Below are 22462 nucleotides of genomic sequence, written 5' to 3'. Positions count from 1 at the left end.
CGTGGACGTCAGCGATCTGCCCACCCTGGACGCCCGGCTGCGCGCCGCCCTGCAAGGCGACGAGCGGATCACGCACGCCGCCGCGTACGGCAGCGTCCCGCAGGGCACCGCAGACGAGTACAGCGACCTCGAATACTGGGCCTTTCTGGCACCGGGCACCGGCCTGGACGCGCGGCGCTGGCTTGAAGCCCTCGTGCCGGTCGTGCATTTCGTGGTCAACGAGTTCGGCACCTCCACCGCGATCCTGCCCGGCCTGCGCCGGGTGGAACTGCACGTGGTCTCGCAGGAGCGCCTCCCCGAGATAGAGGGCTGGACGCCGGAACACGTCAACCCGGCACGAATGCTCGTGAAGGACACCGACGGACGGCTGGCCCGGCATCTGGCAGTGTTGGCCTCACGTGCTCCCGATCCGGCCGGGGAAACGCAGGGCATCCTCGACCGGACGCTGAACTGGCTGACGTTCGGCCTGAACGTCCTGGCACGCGGCGAGCGCATCCGTGCCCTGGAGGTGCTGTGGTGGGTGCAGGGCGGCCTGCTGCGACTGGCCCGGCTGCATGCCGGACACACCGGGCACTGGGGGAACGCCAGCCGCCGTGCCGACCAGGAACTGGACGCCGCGAGCCTGGAACGCTACGCGAGCATCACGGCCACGCTGGACAACCTGGACGTGGCCTACGCGAATGCGGTGTCGTGGACGCTGGAACTCGCGCCGGCCTTACAGGTGAAGGTCGATGAGGGACTGGCAACAGATCTGCGCAGCGCGACCGGGCGCTGACGGTAATCCGCAACGCCGCCTCCCCAGGGATTGAGCGGGAGGCGGCATGTCCTCAGCGGTTGACTTCAGGAGTCAGGATCAGCCCTTGCGGTTCAGCTTTTTGCGGTGCTGCTGACGGTGGGCGTGGTGTCGTTGCGGTTCGTGGTGCCCGTCATGCCATTCCCGGCGGCATTGCTGCTGGTTCCGGCCATACCCTGCTGGACTCGCAACTGGTTGTGGACGTCCTTCACGCCGCGCAGGGTGTCCACGCAGTCCTCGGCCCGGCGTTTCTGGGCGCGGTCGCTCACGGTGCCGGTCAGGGTGACCTCGCCGCCCTGCACCTGCACCTCGATGTTGCTGGCATCCAGACGGTCATCGTCTTCGAGCGCGTCACTGACCATTTCCTTGATGCGGTCGTCGCTGCGCTGGTAGCCCTTGGGGCCCCGGCCGCGGAAGGTTTCGGAGCGGCCTCCCCACGTCGACTGGCTGTCCTGCGGGCGGTCGGAGTCACCGAAACTGCGGTAGCCCGCGCCGCTGTCCTGTCGGCTCCAGGCGCCGGAGGCTCCCTGGCCGAAGCGGGAGTCCTGCCGCGCGCCGAAGTCGCCCTGGCCACGCCAGGCCTGCTGATCGGCATCCCAGCGCAGATTGCGCCAGCGCAGGTCTTCGCCTCCGTACCGGTCATCCGTCCGGCCGAAACTGCGGTCGTCCATGGAGCCATAGCCGCGGTCACTCTGCGGGCCGTACCCGGACACGCCGTAGCCCTGCGAGAGATCCGGGCGGCCATAGCCCTGGCGACCGTCATCCCGGCTGTAGTCGCGCCCGCCCTGACGGGTGTCCCAGCGTTCCATCGGGGAGGTCATCCCCTGGGACGTGCGGCCGTAGTCACCGGCCATGTCGCGCGCACGGTCATCGCCGTAGCGATCCGGGGAGCGGTTGTCCTGGGGGTTCCAGTCGCGCTGTGCCCACTCGCGATCCTGCGGCGTGTAGCGGGTGCGGTCGGACTGGGCTCGGTCGTTCTGGTAGCGGTCGTCACGGTAACGGGTCATCGTCAACCTCCAGGGCAGAGCGCGGCGTGTGGGACGTCCACGTGAACCGACGTCTGCTTTTGCGTGATGCCCGTAGAGTACGGCCCTGTTGCGCCCGGCCAGATGTCAGGACGGTAAACGTGCCCTGCCCGATTTCACGTGCTGGGATGATAAGGGCGTCACCGTTCCTCAATCAGAAATTCATCAGGTCGGCGGAGCGCGACAATGCGGGCATGACCTTTCCTCCCCTCCTTCCGCCCGACGCGCTCCGCGTGGGCCTGGGGCTGGCCGCGCTGGGTCGCCCCGGTTACATCAACCTGGGACACGCCCACGACCTGCCGGACACCTCCATGGACGCCATGCGCGGGCAGGCCTGGAGCGTGCTGGATGCCGCGTGGGCAGCGGGCGTGCGGTATTTCGACGCCGCGCGCAGCTACGGGCTGGCCGAGGAGTTCCTGGGAAGCTGGCTGCGCGAGCGTGGGTACGGAGCGGCCGGTGGTGGAGCCGTCATCGGCTCAAAGTGGGGCTACACCTACGTGGCGGGCTGGCGGACCGATACCGACACGCACGAGGTCAAATCCCACGATCTGGGCACGCTGGAGCGGCAGTGGCCCGAGACGCTGGCCGCCTTCGACCGCGTGCCGGACGTGTACTCGATCCACTCCGCGACCCTGGAGTCGGGGGTGCTGGAGAATCCGGCGGTGCTGGCACGGCTGGCGGAACTGGCCGACCATGGCGTGCGGGTGGGCCTCTCCACCAGCGGGCCGCAGCAGGGGAGCGCCATCCGCCGGGCGCTGGACGTGCGCGTGAATGGCGTCAGTCCCTTCAGCGTGGTGCAGGCCACCTGGAACGTGCTGGAACCCTCGGCGGGCCCGGCCCTGGCAGACGCGAGGGCGGCGGGCTGGACGGTCGTGGTGAAGGAGGGCGTGGCGAACGGTCGCCTGACCCCGCGCGGGCTGAGCGGCGGGGGCGACGTGCCGCCCGCCCTGGCGGCCGTGGCGCGCGAACAGGACGTGACGCCCGACGCCGTGGCGCTGGCCGCCGTGCTGGCGCAGCCGTGGGCGGACGTCGTGCTCAGCGGGGCGACCACGCGGGCCCAGCTTGCCGACAACCTCGCGGCGCGGCGGGTGAGGGTGGACGCCTCTGCCTTCCGCTCACTGGCCATCCCACCCGAGGCGTACTGGCGGGAACGATCCGCGTTGCCCTGGACCTGAGGACTGCGCCGCCGGACGCTGAAGGCCCGCAGCGAAGAGGGAGCTTGTCAGGGCTTTGGGGATCGGATTACAGTGCAGCATGTCACGTGACATGATCCCCTCCAGACCGCCTCCCGGCCTGACGCCCCGGCAATGGGACGTGCTGCGCACCGCGCTGCGCTGCCAGGCCGACGAGGTGCTCAGCGCGTCCGTTCTGGCCGAGACGCTGGGGCTGGCACGGCAAAACCTGCGCGAGCACCTGCTCGCGCTGGCGGCGGCCGGCTGGCTGGAATACCACGCCCGGCCCCGGCAGCCCGCCATGCTGATCCTGACCCCCCGCGCCCGCGCCCTGCGCGCCCAGGCTGGCCCCCACGGCTTCCCGCTGCTGGGCGAGGTCGCCGCCGGACCGCCCACGCTGGCCGAGCAGCGGGTCGAGAGCCTGGTCACGCGCCTGGACGAGGTGCTGACCATGCACGAAGGCGACTTCCTGCTGCGCGTGCGGGGCGAGAGCATGACCGGCCTGGGCATCTTCCCCGGCGATCTGGTCGTGATCCGCCCCGCCGAGGTCGCGCAGAACGGCGATCTGGCACTGGTGCTGATTCCCGGCGAGGACAGCGCCACCCTGAAACGCTGGCAGCGCCGGGGCCGGGCCGTGACGCTCCTGAGCGAGAACCCGGACTTCGAACCCATGCGCTACGGACTGGCCGACGTACAGGTGCAGGGGCTGCTCGTCGGCCACGTCGGCAGCGTAGAGGCCCGTCGGCAGCGCCCATGACCGCCCAGACTCCCCTGATCGGCGCGCTGCTGCTGGAACCGCTGGCGCTGTGGGCCGCTGCCCGCCACGCGCCGCCGGACGCGGCGGTGGTCGTCACCGAGGGCGGCCGGGTGCGCCATGCCGACGCCCGCGCGCAGCAGGCCGGGGTGCAGCCAGGCATGCGCGTCTCCGGGGCGCTGTCGCGGCTGCCCACGCTGCACGCCGTTCCCCACAGCGGCCCGGCGAACGCGGCCGCCTGGAGCGAGGCCATGCAGGCGCTCCCCGCGTTCAGCCCCCACCTGGAGGTGCTCGCAGCGGGCCACGCGCTGCTGACCCTGACAGCCCCGGCGGGCGCACAACTGGCCACCGCCCTGGGCGGACGGGTGGGCCTGGCCCCGACCCGTGAACTGGCGCTGCTCGCCGCCCTGTCGGCCCCCACGGGGCAGGCCGTGACCGTGCCTTCCGGCGAGGACGCCGTGTTCCGCGCCGCCCTGCCCCTGGGCACGCTGGGCGGCGTGGGCCTGAGCGCTCCGCTGCAAGAACGCCTGGGCTGGCTGGGCCTGCGCTGGGTGGGCGACCTGCTGCGCTGGAGCCGTGCCCAGCAGGCGGCGTTCCTGGGGCCGGAATACGCGGCGCTGCGCCCCTATCTGCACGGCGCGAACTCCGGCGGGGTGGGCAGCGCCCGCCCGGACGCGACCGTGACGGCCTCGCTGACCTTCGACGGGCCGCTGTTCGAACCGCACGACCTGGAGGGCGCCCTGGCCGAACTGGCGCACACGCTGCTAACCGCCCTCGGCACGCGCCGCCCCGCCCGCGTGACTGTGGCCGCGCGCGTGGCGGGCCTGACCCTCAGCGCCACGCGCGAACCCAAGGAAGACCTGCGCACCCCACCACCACTGCGCCGCGCGCTCCTCAGCGCCCTGCACGACACCGACGCCGCCCGTTACGGCATCGAGGGCCTGGAGGTCACGCTGGGCGGCCTGGAGCGCGTGGCCGTGCAGGGCGACCTGTGGGGACGTGCCCAGGCGCGGGACGCGGCCAGCCGGGCGGAGGGCCGCTTTCCCGGCAGCATGCGCCGGGTGCGCTGGCTCGACGTCTTCAGCCTGGCGCCGGGGAACCGCTACGAGTGGGTACGGATGGCCGACGGGCAGCCCGGGACGCCGCCCCCGGCCAGGACTCCGGTGCTGGCGCCCTCTCCGGCGGCCCTCCAGCCAGAGTTCCGGACGTAGGGACGCCGTGCGCGCGGTAGGCGAGGCGATTCACGTGCAGCTGCGCGGCGGCACCCCACAGACACTGCTGTGGGGCACCCGGCGCTACCGGGTGAGCGGCGTGCTGGACGAATGGCGCGCGGCGGGCCGCTGGTGGCGGCGCGAAGCTCCCCGCGACTACTGGCTGCTGCGGGCCGGCCCCCTGACCGTCGAGGTGTACCACGTCCGCAGCGCGGTGGGCGACGCCTGGGTGCTCTCCCGGCTGGCCGACTGAGCGCGGCACCCCCCGCCCATGACCGCTTCCCCGGATCTGCGGCTCGACGCGCTGCTCGACGTGCGCTCGTACTTCACGCCGGGCGGCGGGGTGTGCAGTCCGACGACCCTGATGCGCGGCGCGACCCGGCGCGGCTTTCGCGGTCTGGGCCTGACCGACCTGACCAGCACGGCGGGCGCGGTGGAACTCTGCCGCGCGGCCCGCGACACCGGCGTGCAGGGCGTGGTGGGCGCCACCGTGGACGTGCGCTTTCCCGAGGGCACCTTTCCGCTGCGGCTGCTGGCCGCCAACCGCGCCGGGTATGGCCACCTGAACGACCTGCTGACCGTGGCGCTCTCCCGCCCGGAGCGGCACGTCACCGCGGCCGAACTCTGCGCGCAGGCCGACGACCTCGTGTTGCTGACCGGCGGGCGCGACTCGTTCCCGGCCGCCCTGCTCGCGCAGCGGCGCACAGGCGAGGTGCTGGCCCGGCTGCATGCCCTGCGCGAGGTCTTTCCCGGACGGCTGTTCGTGCAGCTCTTCCACGGCGCGTATCCGGGCGACGGCCGGCGCGCCCGCCTGCTGTGGCTGCTGGCGCGCGAGGCCCGGCTGCCGGCGGTGGCCGCTCCGCTGGTGCAGCTGGCACGCCCCGCGCAGTTCCCGCTGCTGGACGCGCTGTGCTGCGCCCGCCTGGGTATCGACCTGGACACCCCGCATGCCGCGCGGCCCCGCAACGACCGCGCTGCGCTGCGGACCCCACGCGCGTGGGGCCGGGCCCTGCCCTTCCCGGACGCCCTGGCGAACGCCGCGCAACTCGCCGCCGAGTGCCGTGTGGAGCTGCTGGACGGAGGCTTTTCCGTGCCGCCACCCCACCTGCCACCGGGCCTGGACGCGCATACCCACCTGCGGGAGCGCTGCCTGCGCGCCCTGACACCACGCTACCCGGTGCCTGGGGAGCGCGCAGCGGCCGCCACCCGCCTGGAGCATGAGCTGGGCGTGGTGGCCCAGCACGGCCTGGCCGGCTTCTTCCTGGTGGCGGCCGAGATCACGGATTACTGCCGGGGGCAGGGCATCCTGGCGGCCGGGCGGGGCAGCGCGGCGGCCAGCGTGCTGTGTTACCTGCTGGGCATCACGACCAGCGATCCGCTGAAGCACGACCTGCTGTTCGAGCGCTTCCTGCACACCGGGCAGACCCTGATGCCCGACGTGGATATCGACATCGCCTCGCACCGACGGCGCGAGGTTCTGAGCTGGGTGGAGGAGCGCTTCGGGGGGTCGGGGAGCGGTGAGGCGATGGTCGCCAACCGCATCACCTACCGCCTGCCGGCCGCGGTACAGGATCTGGGCCGCGCGCTGGGCCTGCCGCCCGAGGGGCGTGACCGCCTGACCCGTGCCCTGGGCCGTGATTTCCGGCACCTGCCGCCGCACCTCGCGCAGCGGGCCGCGCCCGCCTTCGACGAGGTGCTCGGCAGTGCCCCGGTGGGGGCCACGCTGCTGAACCTGCTGGCCCTGATGGAGCCGGGATTCGTGCGGCACCTCGCGCCGCATTCGGGCGGTGTGGTGCTGAGTGCCGCGCCCCTGACGCACTACTCGCCCCTCACGACGAGTTCCGGCGGCATCCGCATGTTAACGCTCGACAAGTATGATGCCGAGGACGCCGGACTGATCAAGCTCGACCTGCTGGGACTGCGGATGCTCTCGGCGCTGGAGCGCGCGCGCGAGGAGATCGTGCGGCTGGGCGGCCCCTACCCGGACTTCGGCGCGCTGCCCGACGATCCCCGCGTGTGGCAGCGCATCGCGCGCGGAGACACGCTGGGGCTCTTCCAGGTCGAGAGTCCGGGGCAGACGCGCCTGAGCACGCAGCTGCGCGCCCGCACCCGCCAGGAACTCGCGCACCAGATCGCGCTGTTCCGCCCCGGCCCGATCCAGTCCGACACCGTCCACCCCTACCTGCGCCGGGCGCGCGGCCAGGAGGCGGTGCCGGCGCTGATGGAACCGCTGGCGACCATCCTGCGCGAGACGCACGGCGTGATCCTGTTTCAGGAACAGATCCTGCGGATCGCGCACGGCTTCGCGGGATACACGTGGCTGGACGCGGAGCGCCTGCGCCGCACGCTGGGCAAGGTGGGCGCCGGCCCGCAGCGCGACGCCCTGCGCCGCGAGTTCGTGCTGGGCGCGGCGCAGACGGTGGGGGCCTTTCCCTTCGAGTCCGAGGAGGTGTTCGAGTGGTGCGCGGCCTTCCAGGGGTTCGGGTTCGCGGAGAGCCACGCGCACGCCTTCGCCTTCCACACCTACGCCAGCGCGTGGGTACGCGAGCACTGGCCCGCTCCGTACCTGGCCGGACTGCTCGGCGAGGCCCCCGGCATGTGGCCCGCCGCCACCCTGGCGCAGGAGGCCGGGCGCTGGGGAGTGCGCCTGCGCCCCGCGTGCGTGAACGCCTCGCACGTGCGCCTGCGCGCCGAGGACACCCGCCACGTGCGCCTGGGCCTGGGCGGCGTGCAGGGCGTGGCTGATGCGGAGGCGCAGCGAATCGTGCTGGAGCGCCACCTGAACGGCCCGTACCACGACCTGCCCGATCTCCACGCCCGCGTGGAACTGACGCGCGGCGCACTGGACGCGCTGGCCCAGGCCGGGTGTTTCGACGCCCTGCACCCGCGCCGCGAGGCGCTGTACCGCGCAGGCGTGCTGGGCACCCGGCCACGGGCCGCCCCCGCGCCGCTCCTGCCCCCCGTGAGCGAGCCCCCACCGCTGCCGCCCCTGACGGACGCCGAGCGCCTCGACTGGGATCTGCGCCGCAAGGGCCTGTCCGAGGATGGCCTGCACCCCATGACGCTGCTGCGCGGCACGCTGAACGACCTGGGCGTCACGCCGCTGGGACGCGTGCGTTCCGGAGGACGGGCGCTCACGGCAGGACTGATCGTGTCGCGCCAGAAGCCCCCCACGGCGCGCGGGTACGCCTTCTTCGTGATCGAGGACGGCCCGCACCGCGCGCAGGTGGTCATCTCGCCTGAGCTATGGGAAGCGCACCGGCAGCTGGTGCGCGACGCCCGCGCCCTGATCGTGAGCGGGGACGCCGTGCGCGAGGGCCTGCACCTGACCCTGCGCGCCCACGCCCTGGCCGACCTGGACGTGCCCCGGCGCGCGAGCGGCTACGAGTACGCGTGAACGCGGGATCAGACCCTACACTGCCAGCATGCTCATGAACGCCCTGCTGGCCTTCATTCCGATCAGCCTGCTACTGGAGTACGCCTTCCACGCGCCGCCCCTGTGGGTGTTCTTCACGGCGGTGCTGGCCATCGTGCCGCTGGCCGACTGGCTGCGCAAGGGAACCGAGCACGTGGCCGTGCATGCCGGGCCGACCATCGGCGGGCTGCTGAACGTGACCTTCGGCAATATGGCCGAACTGATCATCGCCATTTTCATTCTGATCGGCGGGAACACGCAGGTCGTGAAGGCGCAGATCACCGGGTCAATCATCGGGAACGCGCTGCTGGGGCTGGGGCTGGCCATCGTGTTCGCCGGCTTCGCCAACCGGGGCGAGCGGCAGAAGTTCAATGCCGCGAACGCCGGGCAGCTCTCGGCCATGCTGTTCCTGACGGTCATCACGCTGACCCTGCCCGCCATCTTCGACTACACCGAGCAGCTGCCCGGCTTCGTCGCCTCCACCCCGGATCGCGAAAACCTGGACGAGAAGCTCAGCCTGGGCGTGGCGATCATCCTGATCGTCGTGTACCTGCTGAACCTGGTGTACACGCTGGTCACGCACAAGGACGTGTTCGCGGTCGATGACGCGACCGGCAGCGGCCACGGCCCGGAGAAGCCGTGGTCGCTGCCGGTCGCCCTGGGCGTGCTGCTGGGCGGCACCGCCCTGATCGCGCTGGAATCCGAACTGCTGTCCGGCGCGCTGGAGGCCACCAGCACGACCCTGGGCCTGAGTCCGTTCTTCCTGGGGATCATCGTGCTGGCCATCGTGGGCAACTTCGCCGAGTACATCGCCGCCGTGTATTTCGCCCGGCGCGGGCAGATGGACCTCGCCGTGAACATCGGCCTGGGCGCGACCGTGCAGGTCGCCCTGCTGACCGCGCCGCTGCTGGTCATCATCGGGTACTTCATCGGCCATCCCATGAACCTGGTATTCAGCAGTCCCCTGGAACTGATCGCGATCATCGCCGTGGCCCTGATCGTCACGTCCGTGACCAAGGACGGCGAAACCACGTGGTTCGAGGGCGTCCTGCTGATCGCCGTGTACGTGGCGCTGGCCCTGGCCTTCTTTTACGTCACGCCGCGCGTGGCCGAGGGCAGCGGGGCCGCCCTGCACAGCCTCGGCGCCCTCATCGGGTAGCGGGCACGTCCGGAGCGTCGGCCAACGCCTGGAGCGCGGGCCGCAGGGCGGGCAGCTCCACGGTCGCGGTGTGCCACACCAGCGCCGGGTCGACCCCGAAGTAATCGTGCGCCACGAGGTTCCGCACGTCGCGCAGCAGCGCCCAGGGAACTTCCGGGCGGGTGTCCTGCACCGACTGAGGAAGGTACTTGGTCGTCTCGCCCAGCCGCAGGAGCAGGTGCAGCGCAGCGTCCTGCGTGCGCTCATCGCGGCGGAAGGTGGTCAGGGTCAGGCCCGCCAGGTGGGCGGCCAGCCGGTCGAGCACCGCGATCAGATCGACCACCCGCCAGCGCCAGCGTTTCGCCCGGTGCGCCAGCGGCAGCGGGGTGGGCACGGCCAGCACATCCACCGCGTCGGCCAGGATCTCGGCACGCATGGGCGGCGTCAGGGCCGCCTCCGTGACCACGTCAACCCGCCGGGCCAGCAGTTCCTCGAACACCGCCCGTACCCGCATCAGGTCCAGCAGGCCCGCCGCCCGACCCGGCCCGAAATCCACCAGCAGGTCGATATCCGACTCGGCCCGCGCCTCACCCCGCGCGACCGAGCCGAACACCCGCACGCGCGACACGCCCAGCGCCTCCCAGCGCGCTCGACCGGCCCGCAGCAGCGCCGCGACCGTATTCAGGCGCGGATCGGGGAACAGGGCGTCGGCAGCGGGCGGCGGGATCACCGCCAGAGCATAGGGTGCCCTCGCATATGCTGACCGCGTGATTGTCGCCATCGGCCATGACCTGATCGAGATCGAGCGCATCCGCGGCATGCTGGAGCGCGAGGGACGCCGCGCCGAAAAACTGTTCGCGCCCACCGAACTGGCGTACTGCGCCCGCCTGAGCGACCCCGCTCCCAGCCTCGCCGCCCGCTTCGCCGCGAAGGAAGCCTTCCAGAAGGTCTGGCCCCGCCCCCACGGCTGGCGCGACGTGTGGGTAGAACGCGAACGCACCCCAGGCGGCCCCTTTCCCTTCGCCCCGCCGATCCTGGGCTACGCGCCCGCCATTGCCGCCGAGATGCAGGAGCGTGGCTGGATCACCCACCTGACCCTGACCCACACCAAGGAACATGCCTCGGCGGTGGTGGTGCTGGAAGAGCGGTAAGAGCCCCTCACCCCAACCTTCTCCTGAGGAGAGGGAGCAAAAACCGAAGCGACCCACCCTGCCAGCCCACTGGATGCCATCGTGCGCGAAGCGCGCGGGCGCTGACGACGCAACCGCAAACGGCAGGCACGCCGCCCCATGCCAACGTGACCGCCGTGAAGGGCCAGCCGGACGACAACAGCGACCACCTGCCCACCCACAGAACAGCCGACCAGCACGACAATATCCCGAAGTGAGAGGCCTCCCACACCGACCACCACATGAACCCGCTAAGGTCATGCTCATGTCTGATCCGGCCTCCTCTTCCTCCTACCTGCTGCGCGGCACGGCGGCTGGGAATACGTTGCGACTCATCGGCATGGACTCGGCCCGCGTGGTCGAGGACGCCCGTGTGCGCCATGACCTGAGCAAGACGGCCACGGCCGCGCTGGGGCGCACGCTGACGGCATCGGCGCTGCTGAGCATTGTGCTGGGCAAGCGCGCCGACAGCCGTGTGACGGTGCGCGTGGAGGGCGATGGCCCAGTGGGCTGGATCGTGGCGGAGGGCAGCGCGGATGGGCGGGTGCGTGGGTACGTGCGCCAGCCGCACGCGGATCTGCCGCTGCGCGAGTCCGATGGAAAGCTGGATGTGAGCGGGATCGTGGGGACGGATGGGGAACTCGCGGTGACGCGGCTGCTCGACAATGGTGAGCCGTATACGGGCAGTATCCGGCTGGTGAGTGGGGAGATTGCCGAGGATGTGAGTGCTTACCTGGGCGTGTCGGAGCAGATTCCGAATGCCGTGCTGCTGGGCGTGTACGAGGAGGGCGAGCGGGTGACGTACGCAGGGGGGCTGCTGGTGCAGGCCATGCCGGGAGTGACGGACGAAACGCTGGCGCAGCTGGAGGCGAACATCCGCTCGATCGGGCAGATCACCACGGCGCTGCGGCAGGGTGGGCTGCTGAGCGTGATGGAACGGGCGGCCGAGGGGCTGGGCCTGACCCTGGCGGCGGAGGCGCAGGAGGTGGGCTTCCAGTGCCGCTGCTCGCGGGAGAAGGCCAGTGACTCGCTGAAGTTCTTCAGTGCGGCCGAGCGCCAGGAGATGATGGCGGACGGCGGGCAGGAGATCGTGTGCCACTGGTGCGGCGAGAAGTACCAGATCAGTCCGGACGAGATCGCGGCGCTGGACGCGACGGACGCGCACGCCCGCGCCTGAGCCTCAAGTGGTCAACCGCTCCAGCCACGGGTGGCCGGGCCGGGTGTGGTGCAGCGCCCCGTGGAGCCACGTCCGGGCGGGAGCATCCAGGGTGGGGAGGGCCCGCTCGAAGTCGTGGGCGTCCTTGCCGCGCGGCCCCTGGCCGTTACTGGATCCAGCTTTGAACAGCAGGACGATCTCAGGCGCGAGGTACGGGATTCCCAGGTCTCCGACGCGGCGCGCCCCCTGCAGCGGCCGCGTAATGGTGGGATCACGCCGGTAGTGCCACACGCCGCCGCTCAGATCCGTGAGCATCACGTCGAGCATGAGCACGTCTGGCAGATCGGGGTGCCGCCCGTGGATCTGGTAGGCGGGGAGTTCCAGTGGGGGCGTGAAGGTCTGGTAGGAGCCGTTCACCGAGGCGTCCAGCCGCCAGCCCCGCAATAGGTTCGGCAGCTGCTCCTGCGCGGTGCTGGGAAGGACGATGTCGATGTCGTCGTGCGGGCGGGTCACGCGGCCCGCGTGCAGGTCGAGCGCCAGGCCGCCGGCGACCATCCACGGGGCGTCCAGATGGGCAAGGGCACGGGCAGCGAACTGCATCGGCCGCCAGCCGACGGTGCGGACATGGTGTTCCAGGGCGGCCGCCTCCAGCGCCCGGTCGGCGGCGTCCCGGCCACGGCGGCCGTACACGCGGCGGTACTCCAGCGCGGCGCGCGGATCGGCGATCAGGAGGGCGCGCAGGGCGTGCTGCCGGCTGCGCCAGCCGCTGCCGTGATCTGGCAGCACCAGCCGCCAGCCACCGGGATGCCACCACCGCGCGTCCGTTTCCGGGACGTACCCCAGGTGAACCAGGGCTGCGCGCTGCGTGTCCGTGGGCACCTCCGGGAGCAGCTCGGCGTGCAGTTCGGGCGCGTCCAGGCCAGCCAGGGCGGGGACGCTGCCCGGCCCGCCCACCTCCGTGTGGAACACGCCGTCCGTGCGGTCTCGCGCCAGGAAGTCCCCCAGGCCTCGCCTCAGGTCAGCGTCGGCACCATCCAACTGCGGCATGCGTCCAGCACAGCACACCGGGCGCGGCGGTACATCGGCCATGTGGCGCAGGCACGGGAAGCCGCAACCTTCCCTCAAGAACGCGGGCGGGAGCGGCGGGGATAATGCCGGCATGAAGGGCACAGGGGTGGCGGTCATTCTCGTTCTCGTCGGGCTGGGCCTGGGAGCCACGTTCATGCGGGATCAGGTGCCGCTGGGCACGGCCCAGACGCCTGCCACTCCTACCCCACCGCAGGATGTCATGGCGAACGCGCTGGCAGCCGAGCCGGGCGCGAAGTTGCAGAACGAGCAGAACACCATTGCGGTGGTCGCGCGCTACGAGCCGGGGCTGGTGTACATCAGCACCGAGACGCAGGTCGTGAGTCAGGATCCCTTCGGGATGATGTTCGGCGGGGACGGCAGCCAGACGCAGGTGCAGCGGGGCGTCGGCAGCGGCTTCTTCGTGAACGCGGCGGGGGACATCCTGACGAATTACCACGTGGTGGCGGGCGAGTCCGGCACGGAGGCCGCGCAGAAGATCAGCGTGCGCGTCATGGGGCAGCAGAAGAGCGTCCCGGCGAAGGTGATCGGCCTCGCGCCACAGTACGACCTGGCCCTGATCCGCCCCGAGGGCCTGAACAAGGCGCTGATCAAGCCGATTCCGCTGGGCAACAGCGACACGTTGAAGGTCGGGCAGAAGGCCATCGCCATGGGCGCGCCCTTCGGCCTGGATTTCAGCGTCACCGAGGGCATCGTGAGCAGCACCGCCCGGCAGATCCCGATCGGCTTCGGCGGCGCGAACGGGCAGGGCATCACGCAGAAGGCCATCCAGACCGACGCGGCCATCAATCCCGGCAACTCGGGCGGCCCGCTGCTCGACAGTGGCGGGCGCGTGATCGGGATCAACACGCAGATCATCAGCCCCGGCGTGCAGTCGGGCGGGGTCGGGCAGAGCGCCGGGGTGGGCTTCGCCATTCCGATCAACGCCGCGAAGAACCTGCTGCCGCGCCTGCAGGCGGCGAAGGGGGGGATGATCACCGCGCCGCGGATCGGGCTGGGCGCGGGACTGCTCGTGCAGGGCCAGGGGCAGACCATCCCGGTGGGCCTGAGCGCGCTGAGTCCACAGGGCAAGGCGCAGTTGAAGCTGCCTGAGAGCGGTCTGGTGATCGGGGACGTGACGCCCGGCTCACCCGCCGCGAGGGCCGGACTCAAGGGCGGGACGACCACACAGCAGTTCCGTGGAGGGCAGATCGCTCTGGGTGGCGACGTGATTACCGCCGTCGACGGCTCGCCCGTGGACGGCGTGGAGGATCTACAGGCCGCGCTGATCGACAAGAAACAGGGCGACACCGTGACCCTGAAGGTCTGGCGGGCGGGCAAGACGCGGGACGTGAAGGTCACCCTGGACGCCACCTCCTTCAAATGAGTACCGGCGTTCCGTGACCACGGACTTGCCCGCTGCCCTCTGGGAGCACCTGCGCCCGGACGACCGGACGTGGCTGCGTTCACTGGCCGGGCACGCCGGGCCGGCGGCGCGCGTGGCCCTGGTGGGAGGCGCGGTACGGGACGCCCTCCTGGGCCAGCATCCCCTGGATCTGGATGTGGTCGTGGAGGGCACGGACGTGGAGGCCCTCGCCCGCGCGACAGGCCTGCCCCTGACCTTCCACCCGGCCTTCCGGAACGCCACCGTGACCCTGCCGGACGGGAGATCTGCCGATCTGGTGCGAGCCAGGCGGGAAAGCTACCCGGTGGCCGGACAGAACCCGGTGCCCGCCCCCGGCACGCTGGAGGACGACCTGAGGCGGCGGGATTTCAGCGTGAACGCCCTGGCCCTGACCGCCTGGCCCACCGGCCCCGGCGAGGTGCTGGACGTGGTGGGCGGCCTGGACGACCTGCACGCGCGAACGCTGCGACCCCTGCACGAGAAGTCGCTGCACGAGGACGCCAGCCGCCTGGTGCGCGGGGCCAGGCTGGCGGCCCGCCTGGAACTGAGCGCCCATCCTGATCTGCTTGCCCAGGTGCCGGACGCGCTGGCCCTGGCCGACCGCACGCCCCGGTTGTGGGCGGAACTGAAGTTGATGTTGTCCGAACCCAGGCCGGGTGCCGTGCTACGAACCCTCCGGGCCTGGGGCGCGGGATCGCTGCTGCCCGAGGCCCCCGGCCTGGAGGCGCTTGATGCCCTCCGGGCACAGGACATGGACGTCACGTTCCAGCCCTACGCGGCGGCCCTCCTGCACGCATCGTCCGACCCGGCGTTCCTGGCAGCGCGGCTGGAACTCGGCGACCGGCCCGCCGCGCTGCTCGCCCGCGCCCTCTCGGACACCTTCTTCCCGGAGGGCACGCCGGAACGCCAGCTCCGTGCACTGCTGCGCCCGGAGGCGTACGTCCCTCTGACCGGGCGGGACGTGGTCGCCCTGGGAATTCCGCCCGGCCCGCAGGTCGGGGAGGCCCTGGCCCATCTGGCCCGCCTGCGGCAGGATGGCGCGCTGCACAGCGCAGACGACGAACGCGAGGCGCTGCGCTCGTATCTGGACTCATACCCGTCAGGCAAATGCCCGTAGGGGCGGCCCGTAGAATGCCGGGACTATGGGCCTGATCAATCTGCTGACCTCGAACCCGCTGGCGTTCGTGATCATCGCGGCGGCACTCGTGCTGTCACTGACCTTCCACGAGTTCGCGCACGCGTGGACGGCGGATCGCCTGGGCGATCCCACGCCGCGCCGCTACGGGCGCGTGACCCTCAATCCCCTCAAGCACCTCGATCCTTTCGGCACGCTGCTGATGCTGCTGGTCGGCTTCGGCTTCGCCAAGCCCGTGCCGATCAATCCGAACAACCTGGGCCGCTGGGGCACGCTGTGGGTGTCGGCGGCCGGGCCGCTGAGCAACCTGCTGATCGCGCTGGTGTGCGCCCTGCTGCTGAAGTTCGGATCGCACATGGACATCGTGTATGTCGTTCTGACGACCATCCTGAGCATCAACGTGGTGCTGGCGGTGTTCAATCTGATTCCCATTCCGCTGCTCGACGGCAGCCGCATCCTGGGCGCGCTGGTGCCGTCGCTAGGACGCAGCCTGGCGCAGTTCGAGATGTTGCCGTACTCGTTCCTGATCGTGATGGCCTTCATCTACCTGTTCGGCCGGCAGATCAGCGGCCTGATCAACGTCGTGCAGGGCTGGGTGCAAGGCTTCGTCGGCGCGTAGATGGGCACAGGAACGGGGCGGAGGCTACGCACAGCCTCCGCCCCATCTTCTTTCCCGGCTCAGCGCAGGTTGAACATCATGGCGACGTGTGCGCCCGTGCCGCCGAGCACGAACAGGTGCCAGATCTCGTGGAAGCCGAATACGCCAGGGCGCGGATCCCAGCGTTTGGTGCCGTACACGACGGCGCCCAGCGAGTACAGCACGCCGCCGGCCGCGAGCCAGAAGATCGCGCTGGGAGGCAGGTTGTGTGCGAGCTGCGGAATGAAGGCCAGCGCCAGCCAGCCCATGCCGACGTACAGCAGCGTGCTGATCCAGCGGGGCAGGCGCATGGTGACGAGTTTCAGGGTGATGCCGGTCAGGGCGATGCCCCAGATGACCCACAGCACCACGCCCTGCCACACGCCGTGCAGGCCGAAGTACGCGACGGGGGTGTAACTTCCGGCGATCAGCAGGAAGATTCCGGCGTGATCGAGTTTGCGCAGCCACAGCAGTCCACGTTCGCTGGGGAAGAACGAGTGGTAGCTGGCACTGGCCGCGTACAGCAGGGTCATGCTCAGGACGAACACGATGAAGGGCCACAGGGCCAGGGCGTGCGCGTGGGCCCACCACAGCAGGGGCCCCAGGATCAGCAGGGCCGCCAGCACCCCGGCCCAGTGCGTCAGGGCGTTCACGGGTTCGCGGGGGGCAGGCAGGCGGCGGATCATGCAGGTAGCGTACTCCCCCCGCCTGATGACAGTCTGTCAACTGGGACGGAGTTCACGTCGGCCTACGTGCACGGCCTCCAGAGGTGGGGACGACCGGGACGGCGCGGAGCTCCAGTGAAGGGGGCAGGGCGGACGTCTACACTGCCCTTGACCACACCGCCAGTCGAGCCCTCCCCTGCCCCAGCACCGAGGTTCCCATGGACAGCGAACCGCATGACGTTCCGACCACCTCCACCTCCGAAGACCGCGCGCTGGGCATGACCCGCAAGGTCGCGCGGCGCGACTTCCTGAACGGCCTGGCGTACACGGCGGCGGCCGTTGCGGCGCAGGGCATGCTGCCGTGGGGCCGCGCACACGCCGGTGGAGCGGGGGGGTCCCCGACGGGCGAGTACCCACCCGCCCAGGCGAACGCGGTGGTCGGGCAGACCCCGCAGGCCAACGCCGTGATGCACGCCATCCGTGACGGGATGCTCACGCCGGGAGCGGGCGCCAGCACGGGTGAAACCTTCGATCTGGTGGTGGTCGGGGCGGGCATCTCGGGCCTCGCGGCGGCACATGAGTTCCGCCGCCTGCACCCGCGCGCGCGGGTGCTGATCCTCGATCCGCTGGCCGATGTCGGCGGGCATGCCAAACGCAACGAGTTCCGGGTGGGTGGGAAGACCATGATCGGCTACGGCGGCTCGCAGTCCTTGCAGACCCCCAGCTACTTCAGTCCGGCGGTGAATGCCCTGCTGGGCAGTGTGGGGATAGAGCCGCAGAAATTTGAGGGCTACTACGACGGCGAGTGGTACGACAAACGCGGCCTGAGCGGGGGCGTGTACTTCGACCCGGCCGTGTGGGGTCGCGCGGCGACCGTGGTCGAGACCGACAAAGCCGCAGAGTGGGTGAAGGACACGCCGCTGAACGCCAACGCCCGCGCAGACCTGATCGAGCTGACCGACGCGCCGCGCGACTACCTGCCCGGCAAGACCGCCGCCCAGAAACGCGACCTCCTGGCCGACACGACGTACCGGGACTTCCTGCTGAACATCGCCCGCGCCGACCCGCAACTGGTCACGTACTTTCAGGACAGCACCCGCGAGTACTACGGCAGCGGCATCGACAAGGTGGGCACCCTGGACGCCTGGGCGAACGGCAACCCCGGCCTGGACGGCATGGAGCTGGGCGACCAGCCGGACCGCCGCAACAGCCCCAGCGGCCGCCTGCTGATGACCGATCCCGACGACTACATCTACCACTTCCCCGACGGGAACGCCTCGGTGGCGCGGGCACTGGTGCGCTCGCTGATCCCGCAGGCACTCGCACGCGGCGACATGCCCACCCTGGCGGTCAGCCGCCTGAAGTACGCGCAGCTGGATCAACCCGGCCATCCCGTCCGCATCCGGCTGGAGAGCAGCGCTGTCCGCGTGCGGCACCTGGGCGACCCCAGCACCGCGCGGCAGGTCGAGGTCACGTACGCGCGGGGTGGGAACCTGCATTCGGTGGTGGCCGGGCACGTCGTGCTGGCCTGCTGGCACCGCGTGATTCCGTACCTCACCAGGGAGCTGCCCGAGGCCCAGGTCACCGCGCTACGCGATCAGGTCAAGGTGCCGCTGGTGTACACGAACGTGGTCATCCGCAACTGGCACGCCTTCAAGAACCTGGGGCTCTCGGCGGTCACGGCGCCGGGACACTTCTGGCTGGGCGCCGACCTCGATTTTCCAGTCAGCATGGGCAGCTACCACTTCGCGCGGACGCCGGACGACCCGGTCGTGCTGCACCTGCGCCGCATTCCCGGCGGCCCCCCGGAGCAGGACGTGCGCGAGCAGTTCAACACCGGCCGCGCCGAACTGCTGGGATTAAGGTTCGCCGACTACGAACGGCAGGCCCGCCGCCTCCTGAACGGCGCGCTGGGCGGCGGCGGCTTCGACGCGGCCCGCGACATCGCCGCCATCACGATAAACCGCTGGGCGCACGGCTACGCCTACGAGTACATGCGCCCCGCCGACCGCTTCTGGCCGGGCGGCCCCCTCCCGATCCAGGCGGCCCGCAAGGGTTGGGGCAAGGTTGCCATTGCCAACTCGGACTCCGGGGCGTACGCGTACGCGCACAGCGCCATCGACCAGGGTGTCCGTGCCGCGCGGGAAGTGCTGGGCGTCAGCGGTGGCCCGGCCGTCTCGGACTTTCCCGGCCCGCCGCAGGGCAAGCTGAAGTTCTTCGGCGGCTAGGGCGAGGGGACATCCAGGCGCGAACCACCGCGCGCCCTCCTGATCTTGCAACCACGGGAACACCGTGGGGTGACAACGCCACGGCCCAGCTGTACACATCGATGGCTGGGCCGTGGCGGATGAACCGAATAGAGCGTTCAGCGGCCGCCGTAGTTGGGCGCTTCCTTGGTGATGGTCACGCCGTGCGGGTGGCTCTCGATCAGGCTGGCCCCGGTGATGCGCACGAACTGCGCGGTGTCGCGCAGGGTCGCCAGATCGGGCGCGCCGCAGTAGCCCATGCTGCTTTTCAGGCCGCCGACGAACTGGTAGATGACCTCGCCCGCCGTGCCCTTGTACGCCACGATGCCCTCGATGCCCTCGGGGACGAACTTGCGGCTGCCGCTCTGGAAGTAGCGGTCGGCGCTGCCCTGATCCATGGCGCCCAGGGAACCCATGCCGCGGTAACTCTTGTACCGCCGTCCATCACGCAGGATGGTCTCGCCGGGGGCCTCGTCGGTGCCCGCAAGCATGCTGCCCATCATGACCACGCCTGCGCCGGCCGCGATGGCCTTGGGCACGTCCCCGGTCTGCTTGATGCCGCCGTCGGCAATCACGGGAATACCGGCCTCCATGGCAGCCGAGCTGGCCTCGAAGATCGCGGTGATCTGCGGCACGCCCACGCCGGTCACGACGCGCGTGGTGCAGATACTTCCCGGGCCGATGCCGACCTTCACGGCGTCCGCGCCCGCCAGGATCAGGTCGCGTGCCCCGCTGCGGGTGGCCACGTTTCCGGCGATCACGTCCACATCGTAGTGTTCCTTCACGCGTGCCAGGGCCTGGAGGATGCCCTGCGAGTGCCCGTGCGCGCTGTCGAGCACCAGCACGTCCACGCCGGACTGCACCAGGGCGCCCGCCCGATCCATCAGGTCGGCACTGACGCCGATGGCGGCGGCCACGCGCAGGCGGCCCATGCTGTCCTTGGCGGCGTTCGGGTACTTCACGCGCTTGGTGAGATCCTTGATGGTAATCAGCCCGCGCAGCATGTTGTCGTCGTCGGTGACGAGCAGCTTCTCGATGCGGTGCATCTTGAAGATCTCCTGCGCGTCCTCCAGGGTCGTGCCGACCGGCACGGTGATCAGGTCGTCACGCGTCATGACGTCCTCGATGGGCACGCTCATGTCGTCGATGAAACGCATGTCACGGTTGGTAATGATGCCCAGCAGGCGGCCCTGCGGGTCGGTGATGGGCACGCCGCTGATCTTGTACTCGCCCATCAGGCGGTCGGCATCGGCCACGCTGGCGTGGGGGGGCAGTGTGATCGGATCGACGATCATGCCGCTCTCGCTGCGCTTGACCTTGCGCACCATTTCGGCCTGCGCTTCCACGCTCATGTTCTTGTGGATCACGCCGATCCCGCCCTCGCGGGCCATGGCGACGGCCATACCGGTTTCGGTCACCGTGTCCATGGCGGCCGACACGAAGGGAATGTTCAGGCGCACCCGGCGGGTCAGCTGCGCCTCGATATTCACCTGGTGGGGCAGCACCTGCGAGTGCCGGGGCTGAAGCAGCACATCGTCGAAGGTGATGCCCTCCTGGCCGAACTTGTACGAGTACCGATCCTGGCTGTCCGGGATCTGGGTCGGGGCCGGGGTGGCAGGCGCACTCATGCGTGCGAGTGTAAGCCCTCGGCCCCACCGGAACGGTGACCGTGTCCAGCCTGGACAGATGGAGCAGGGACGCAGAGCGCAGCCGACGACCCTGCACATGATGGGCCACCCTTGCACCCCTACGGGAGGCGTGGTAAATTCCCTTTCGCCCATGAGTTCAGGGCACGTGGGGCCATAGCTCAGCTGGGAGAGCGCGTCGTTCGCAATGACGAGGTCAGCGGTTCGATCCCGCTTGGCTCCACCACACAAAAGCCCGCTCAGAGCGGGCTTTTCAATTTGGCTGTGCATGGCCCTAAAAGGGTTCGGGGCAATAGCCCAACGGTTTCCAAGGTGCGATGACATATCCCAATTCATACAGAACGGCGGCGCGGGGCCTGAACCCCTACGCCGCTGTTGAAGTTCGTTCAATCCGCCGCCTTCCCCGATTTCTACTCCTCGGCGTCCACGTCTCCCCACCCGGTCAGGAATCAGCTGATGCACGCCTGGACGACGGGGAAGCATTCCAGCGCTAAGTCGCCCTGCCCGCAGGGGGCGCGGGACAGATGGCCTTCCTAACGTCGAAAACATCCGATACATCACGCGCCAGCCCACTCCCCTGAAGAGTGACCCAGGTTCATCTTCAGCCCGACCTGCGGATCAGGAGCATCAGGGCCGTCAGCAGCATGCAGGGCACCAGCCCGTACGCCACCTGCAGATCGATCCGGTCGGCCAGGGCTCCCAGGCTCAGGGGGGCCACGAGGATCGCCAGCCCAACTGCGAGGGACACCCTCGCGCTGGCCAGATCTGCCGCCTCTAGGGCTGTGGCCAGCGCGAGGGAAAGGGTCAACGGATAGAGGTTGGCGACACCCAGGCCGGTAAGCAGCAGGCCGCCCAGCTGAAGGCCTGGATCGTGCGACAGCCAGAACACACTGAACCCGGCACCCGTCAGGAGCAGGGCGGCCACCACGAGATCACGGGTCGAGTGACGCAACCGGCGGATGGCGACCCCACCGATCAGGCGGCCTGCCAGCAGGGCCAGCAGGTACAGGCTGAACAGGCTGGCCGCCCCGCTCGGGGTCTGGCCACGGCTCGTCAGGTACGTGGCCGCCCAGAAGGACAGGCACCATTCCACGGTCACGACGGCCAGCACCACGCTCCATGCCCGCCAGAATGCCCTGGGCAGCCGTCCCCCTGGCGGGGCGGATAGGGCCTGTGCCGTGGCCGGGGGCCGTGAGCGCCAGAAGGTGAGGGCCAGGGCCCCCAGCACCGGGAGGATCAGCGCGGCGCGCCAGCCTGGCCCACTCTGCTGCGCCGCGCCGATCAACAGCCCAGCCAGACTGCCGCTGAGGCTGGCCACCACTCCCGCCTCCAGCAGGGCTATCCGCTGGTGCTGGCCGGCGCGCTCGCTGAGCAGGGCCTGGGCAGTGGTGAGCAGGATGGACGCGCCCAGGCCGAGGAGCAGGGCGGCCGCGAGCGTCATGGTGGGAGCCCGTCCCAGCGCGAGCAGAGCGACGGCGAGACCAGTACCGGCGGCGCCCACGCGGAACGTCGCGTTGCGGCTGAGCCGTCGGGTCAGGCGTTCACCGGCCGCCCCGACCACGACGGCGCCGATCGCGAGCATGGTCGCGTGCAGGCCAGCAGCGGCGTAGGTCAGGTGCAGTTCAGCCCGCAGGAAGGGCACCGCCGGGCCCAGCAGCGCCACGCAGAAGCTGTACAGGCCGAAGCCGGCGTAGCCCAGCATGACCGGCCAGTCGCGGTGGAAGGCGGGAGAGGGCGGGGGATCTGACACCTGGATGGGGTCGTTCACCCGCCCGACGGGCCGTCAGGGCCCGCGCCACAGCAGGAGCTGCCACCGCTGCGGGCCCCTGA

General features: G+C 70.6%; 19 protein-coding genes and 1 tRNA gene. 14 read left to right on the top strand and 6 right to left on the bottom strand.

All coding sequences use genetic code 11. From position 1 onward, the window contains the following. Position 1: 1 nt before the first annotated feature. Positions 2-775 (top strand): hypothetical protein, encoded by a 774-nt coding sequence (locus E7T09_RS17830; protein ID WP_136390528.1) that lies wholly within the window; start codon positions 2-4, stop codon positions 773-775. A gap of 92 nt (positions 776-867) precedes the next feature. Here E7T09_RS17830 and E7T09_RS17825 read toward each other — a convergent pair whose 3' ends face one another. Further along, the gene (locus E7T09_RS17825; RefSeq protein ID WP_240741875.1) at positions 868-1800 is read right to left on the bottom strand and encodes a BON domain-containing protein; all 933 of its coding nucleotides are present in this window, start codon (positions 1798-1800) and stop codon (positions 868-870) included. A gap of 212 nt (positions 1801-2012) precedes the next feature. Here E7T09_RS17825 and E7T09_RS17820 point away from each other — a divergent pair, with 212 nt between their 5' ends. The 6 genes from E7T09_RS17820 to cax all read left to right on the top strand — a co-directional run bounded on the left by E7T09_RS17820 (position 2013) and on the right by cax (position 9529). After that, a complete protein-coding gene (locus E7T09_RS17820; protein WP_136390527.1) occupies positions 2013-2993 on the top strand; it encodes an aldo/keto reductase in 981 nt (326 codons plus the stop codon). 79 nt (positions 2994-3072) lie between these two features. Next, positions 3073-3747, top strand: coding sequence for a LexA family transcriptional regulator (locus E7T09_RS17815; RefSeq protein ID WP_136390526.1), 675 nt, complete (start codon positions 3073-3075; stop codon positions 3745-3747). Continuing rightward, complete coding sequence (locus E7T09_RS17810; protein ID WP_136390525.1) at positions 3744-4955, top strand: hypothetical protein; 1212 nt, start codon at positions 3744-3746, stop codon at positions 4953-4955. Before E7T09_RS17815 ends, E7T09_RS17810 begins: the two co-directional genes overlap by 4 nt. A gap of 7 nt (positions 4956-4962) precedes the next feature. Then, the gene (locus tag E7T09_RS17805; protein ID WP_136390524.1) at positions 4963-5208 is read left to right on the top strand and encodes a DUF6504 family protein; all 246 of its coding nucleotides are present in this window, start codon (positions 4963-4965) and stop codon (positions 5206-5208) included. Positions 5209-5226: 18 nt separating this feature from the next. Beyond that, positions 5227-8352, top strand: coding sequence for a DNA polymerase III subunit alpha (gene dnaE, locus E7T09_RS17800; RefSeq protein WP_136390523.1), 3126 nt, complete (start codon positions 5227-5229; stop codon positions 8350-8352). Between the two features lie 28 nt (positions 8353-8380). Beyond that, positions 8381-9529 (top strand): calcium/proton exchanger, encoded by a 1149-nt coding sequence (gene cax / locus E7T09_RS17795; RefSeq protein WP_136390522.1) that lies wholly within the window; start codon positions 8381-8383, stop codon positions 9527-9529. Here cax and E7T09_RS17790 read toward each other — a convergent pair. Then, complete coding sequence (locus E7T09_RS17790; protein WP_240741874.1) at positions 9519-10238, bottom strand: HepT-like ribonuclease domain-containing protein; 720 nt, start codon at positions 10236-10238, stop codon at positions 9519-9521. The genes cax and E7T09_RS17790 overlap by 11 nt on opposite strands. Positions 10239-10275: 37 nt before the next feature. Here E7T09_RS17790 and E7T09_RS17785 point away from each other — a divergent pair, with 37 nt between their 5' ends. Beyond that, the gene (locus E7T09_RS17785; protein WP_136390520.1) at positions 10276-10659 is read left to right on the top strand and encodes a 4'-phosphopantetheinyl transferase superfamily protein; all 384 of its coding nucleotides are present in this window, start codon (positions 10276-10278) and stop codon (positions 10657-10659) included. 283 nt (positions 10660-10942) lie between these two features. Beyond that, positions 10943-11854, top strand: coding sequence for an Hsp33 family molecular chaperone HslO (hslO, locus tag E7T09_RS17780; RefSeq protein WP_168734919.1), 912 nt, complete (start codon positions 10943-10945; stop codon positions 11852-11854). A gap of 3 nt (positions 11855-11857) precedes the next feature. Here the strand turns inward: hslO and E7T09_RS17775 are convergent, their stop codons facing one another. Further along, entirely contained in the window at positions 11858-12880 is a 1023-nt protein-coding gene (locus tag E7T09_RS17775) for a nucleotidyltransferase domain-containing protein (RefSeq protein WP_136390518.1), read from the bottom strand. A 112-nt stretch (positions 12881-12992) separates the two neighbouring features. Here E7T09_RS17775 and E7T09_RS17770 point away from each other — a divergent pair, with 112 nt between their 5' ends. From E7T09_RS17770 to E7T09_RS17760, 3 genes are read left to right on the top strand one after another with little or no spacing between them, the layout of a single operon-like run. Further along, positions 12993-14285 carry a S1C family serine protease gene (locus E7T09_RS17770; protein ID WP_136390517.1) on the top strand — a complete coding sequence of 431 codons (1293 nt, stop codon included), beginning with the start codon at positions 12993-12995 and terminating at the stop codon, positions 14283-14285. Positions 14286-14298: 13 nt separating this feature from the next. Then, positions 14299-15420: a CCA tRNA nucleotidyltransferase gene (locus tag E7T09_RS17765; RefSeq protein ID WP_240741873.1), complete on the top strand. Its 1122-nt coding sequence runs from the start codon at positions 14299-14301 to the stop codon at positions 15418-15420. Positions 15421-15445: 25 nt separating this feature from the next. Further along, positions 15446-16057, top strand: a complete 612-nt coding sequence (locus E7T09_RS17760) for a site-2 protease family protein (RefSeq protein WP_136390516.1) — start codon at positions 15446-15448, stop codon at positions 16055-16057. Between the two features lie 59 nt (positions 16058-16116). Here the strand turns inward: E7T09_RS17760 and E7T09_RS17755 are convergent, their stop codons facing one another. Beyond that, on the bottom strand, positions 16117-16761 hold the full coding sequence (locus E7T09_RS17755; RefSeq protein WP_136390515.1) for a hemolysin III family protein: 645 nt from the start codon (positions 16759-16761) through the stop codon (positions 16117-16119). Positions 16762-16958: 197 nt separating this feature from the next. Between E7T09_RS17755 and E7T09_RS17750 the strand changes: the two genes are divergently transcribed. Continuing rightward, on the top strand, positions 16959-18968 hold the full coding sequence (locus E7T09_RS17750; protein ID WP_136390514.1) for an FAD/NAD(P)-binding protein: 2010 nt from the start codon (positions 16959-16961) through the stop codon (positions 18966-18968). Between the two features lie 137 nt (positions 18969-19105). Here E7T09_RS17750 and guaB read toward each other — a convergent pair whose 3' ends face one another. After that, complete coding sequence (gene guaB / locus E7T09_RS17745) at positions 19106-20614, bottom strand: IMP dehydrogenase (RefSeq protein WP_136390513.1); 1509 nt, start codon at positions 20612-20614, stop codon at positions 19106-19108. Between the two features lie 168 nt (positions 20615-20782). On the opposite strand from guaB, the gene E7T09_RS17740 reads away from it, so the two are divergent. Then, positions 20783-20858 (top strand) — tRNA-Ala (locus E7T09_RS17740). Between the two features lie 375 nt (positions 20859-21233). On the opposite strand, the gene E7T09_RS17735 is transcribed toward E7T09_RS17740, so the two are convergent. Beyond that, positions 21234-22400, bottom strand: coding sequence for a sugar MFS transporter (locus tag E7T09_RS17735; RefSeq protein ID WP_136390512.1), 1167 nt, complete (start codon positions 22398-22400; stop codon positions 21234-21236). Between the last annotated feature and the right edge of the window lie 62 nt (positions 22401-22462).

Source organism: Deinococcus sp. KSM4-11 (assembly GCF_004801415.1).
In the GTDB taxonomy this organism is placed as follows: domain Bacteria; phylum Deinococcota; class Deinococci; order Deinococcales; family Deinococcaceae; genus Deinococcus.
This window is presented reverse-complemented; position numbering and strand designations above follow the sequence as displayed.